This window comes from Lascolabacillus sp., assembly GCF_028696275.1.
GTDB classification, from domain to species: domain Bacteria; phylum Bacteroidota; class Bacteroidia; order Bacteroidales; family Dysgonomonadaceae; genus Proteiniphilum; species Proteiniphilum massiliensis.
On the sequence record NZ_JAQVHI010000064.1, the window covers coordinates 1 to 3,288 of the forward strand.

The window sequence follows — 3,288 nt, forward strand, 5'->3', positions numbered from 1 at the left end:
GTATATAAGAAGAAGGTAAGGCCAATGCAAGAGTTTGGTAAAATCCTTTTTAGGTCAGATTTAGGGTGTTATAATTATTTAACTATAAAAAAATACGAAAACATTTGATTATTACGAAAATATCGTACATTTGTGATGTAATAATATTGATTATTTGAAGTAGTCTAAAAATAAATGATTATGGAACGATTAACACCTCAGGAAGAAAATGTGATGTTGCATGTGTGGCAGCTTAATGAATGTGCAATTAAAGATGTTGTTGAAAGGATGGAGGAACCCCGTCAGCCATATACAACTGTTGCATCAATATTCAATAATCTTGAGAATAAAGGATATTTGACAAAAAGAAGATTCGGTAACGTAAAAGTGTATAAGCCAAAAATTACAGAATCAGCATATAAAAAACACTTTTTGTCTGATGTAGTGAAAAGTTATTTCGATAACTCATACAAAGAGCTGGTATCTTTCTTTGCGAAAGAGCAGAAGATTAGTGCTGATGATCTTCAAGAGATTGTGCGCCTAATCGAAAATAGTCAGAGGTAGAAATTTAAACACACTAAAAATCAGCGATCATGCATCCAATATTAGTATACATTTTACAGGTTAATTTTGCATTGGTGCTGTTCTATCTCCTTTTTACACTTCTGTTTAAAAGAGATACGTTTTTGAAAATCAGGAGGTTCTATTTCCTCTCGGCATTACTCTTTTCAGTTATATACCCACTTTTGGTTGTTCCCGGATTGAGTGATTTCTGGAATTTCAGATTCAGTGAGCCTCAGACGGTTGAAGCAACAGTTTTCTTTGAGGCACCAACACTTGAAGTGATGGTTGAAGAATCGGAAGCAGAAGCTGCCTCGTTAAATATCCCCTGGGAGCAGATCTTTATCACACTTTATATAGCTGTGACGATCTTCTTTATCCTAAGATTTTTATGGCAACTGATTTCAATCTTCAGGATTCGATTAAAGAGTGAAGAGACAGAGGTCTTGGGTATAAAGGTTTACGATCTTAAAGATAATATAACTCCATTTTCGTTCTTCGGGATGATCTTTATAAACTCAGAAATGCACTCAAAGGAGGAATTGGAGCAAATTATAATTCATGAGCATACACACGTAAGTGAAAAACACTCTCTCGATATAATGCTTGTGGAATCTATATTACTTTTTTCATGGTGGAATCCCGCTGTTTGGCTTCTAAAGCGAGAAATGGCAATGAACCTTGAGTACCTTGCCGATGTAGGTGTGCTTAGAGAGGGCGTTGACAGCAGGGAGTATCAATATCACCTGTTACGATTGACTTATCATGAAACTGCAGTTCAGATAGTAAATAACTTTAATGTATCACAATTAAAACAGAGAATTATGATGATGAATAAAACCAGGTCTTCTTCACTGAAGTTGGCTAAATACTTAACCATTTTGCCTATATTCTTTATTCTGATTGCTGCAAACAGTTCGTATGCCGGTGAGAAAGATCAGAGTCTTCAGGAACCCCCACCTGTAAAGAAAGAAGTAACAGAAGAAATATTTGTAGTTGTTGAGGAGCAACCTGAATATCCGGGAGGACAGGAAGCAATGATGAAATTTTTGTCAGACAGCATAGTTTATCCGGATGAAGCAAAAGCCAAAGGCATACAGGGCAGGGTAATTTGCAATTTCGTTGTAATGAAAGATGGATCTATTGACGATGTTAATGTTGTTAGAGGTGTTGATCCATTGCTTGATGCAGAAGCTGTAAGAGTTTTAAAGTCAATGCCTGCCTGGAAACCCGGCAAGCAGAGAGGACAAGCTGTTAATGTGAGGTATACATTGCCTGTGGTATTCAGGATATCTGCTGAGGATTCCCAGAATAAATTGTTAACAACTGAAGACAGGAATAGAATGACAGATGGTGAGAAAGGTGATCAGAAAGTGATGCCGGAACCATCTGAAGTATTTGTAGTAGTTGAGCAACAACCTGAATATCCGGGAGGATTGGAAGCAATGATGAAATTTTTGTCAGAAAGCATAGTTTATCCGGATGAAGCAAAAGCCAAAGGCATACAGGGCAGGGTAATTTGCAATTTCGTTGTAATGAAAGATGGATCTATTGACGATGTTAATGTTGTTAGAGGTGTTGATCCATTGCTGGATGCAGAAGCTGTAAGAGTTTTAAAGTCAATGCCTGCCTGGAAACCCGGCAAGCAGAGAGGACAAGCTGTTAATGTGAGATACACTCTTCCTTTGGAATTCAGACTTGATAATAAGCCTTTATCAGAAGAGAAAAAAGAGGAGCTTCAAAGAATTAAGGATAGTTTTGTAGAGGCCGAATTTCCAGGTGGAGAGAGTGCATATTTTAAATATTTAACTGAGAGCATTAAGTATCCTGTTATTGCTCAGGAAAACGGTATTCAGGGATTGGTTTTAGCAAGATATAGAATTCTTTCTAATGGAAAAGTTGAATTCATTGATATAACAAATGGAGCTGATCCTTTGCTGGGGAGGGAAGTACAGCGAATTATTGAGGGGATGCCTGACTGGACACCCAGTAGAATTGATGGCAAGGGTACCACCAGTGTTGCTACTTTAACTGTGCAATTTCGCTTGCAAGGTGATAACACAAAACCTTATGATGGTCCACCATTACCCGAAAATGCTATTGTTGTAGTTGGGTATGCTTCATGATAAAAGTTTATAAAAAAACTCCCCCACGGGGAGTTTTTCTTTCAAACAATCACTTCAAACGGGAGCTTTCAGTAATGAGTCTCCCGTTATGTTTTTTAATTGAATATATCATCAATTCCTTCGCTTTGTACAGGCTCGGTACTTTTGTAAAAGTCAGGTGAGTATCTCTCTGATCCTGCGCAGGGATTGAAATCTTCCGGGATATCAAATTTGCCATCATCAGTATAGTTCAGTTCAGGATCGGCATACACCTTCTGGTAGAAGAGACCATGCAGGGGAAGCGCCATACTGGCTCCCTGACCATATGCCATCTGATCGAAATGTATCGAGCGTTCTTCTCCTCCTACCCAGGCACCTGCAACAAGATCTGGTGTGAACGACATAAACCAACCGTCGGAGTTGTTATTGGTTGTACCAGTTTTACCACCCATAGCACCTTTTAAGTTGTATCTCCAGCGTAGACGGTTACCTGTACCTCCATCAACTACTGCTGTTAGCATATCCAGCATCTTGTAAGATGTTGATTCACTGAATATTTCCTTCATTCGGGGAACAAAAGCTGAAATCTCATTGCCGTATGAATCCTCAATACGGGTAACCAGCAGTGGTTCAACACGTATGC

At 38.6% G+C, this 3,288-nt stretch carries 3 protein-coding genes; 2 read left to right on the forward strand and 1 reads right to left on the reverse strand.

The window, feature by feature from the left end; all coding sequences use genetic code 11:
* The first annotated feature begins 180 nt into the window (after positions 1 to 180).
* A complete protein-coding gene (locus PHO43_RS09750) occupies positions 181 to 543 on the forward strand; it encodes a BlaI/MecI/CopY family transcriptional regulator (protein ID WP_045089009.1) in 363 nt (120 codons plus the stop codon).
* 29 nt (positions 544 to 572) lie between these two features.
* Positions 573 to 2,666, forward strand: coding sequence for a M56 family metallopeptidase (locus PHO43_RS09755; protein ID WP_288012126.1), 2,094 nt, complete (start codon positions 573 to 575; stop codon positions 2,664 to 2,666).
* A gap of 95 nt (positions 2,667 to 2,761) precedes the next feature.
* On the opposite strand, the gene PHO43_RS09760 is transcribed toward PHO43_RS09755, so the two are convergent.
* Positions 2,762 to 3,288: penicillin-binding transpeptidase domain-containing protein (locus PHO43_RS09760; RefSeq protein ID WP_288012128.1), on the reverse strand; the 527-nt coding region annotated here is incomplete at its 5' end.

Coding starts and splice junctions, on each gene's coding strand:
- PHO43_RS09750 (WP_045089009.1), top strand. CDS start 181: ATGGAACGATTAACACCTCAGGAAGAAAATGTGATGTTGCATGTGTGG.
- PHO43_RS09755 (WP_288012126.1), top strand. CDS start 573: ATGCATCCAATATTAGTATACATTTTACAGGTTAATTTTGCATTGGTG.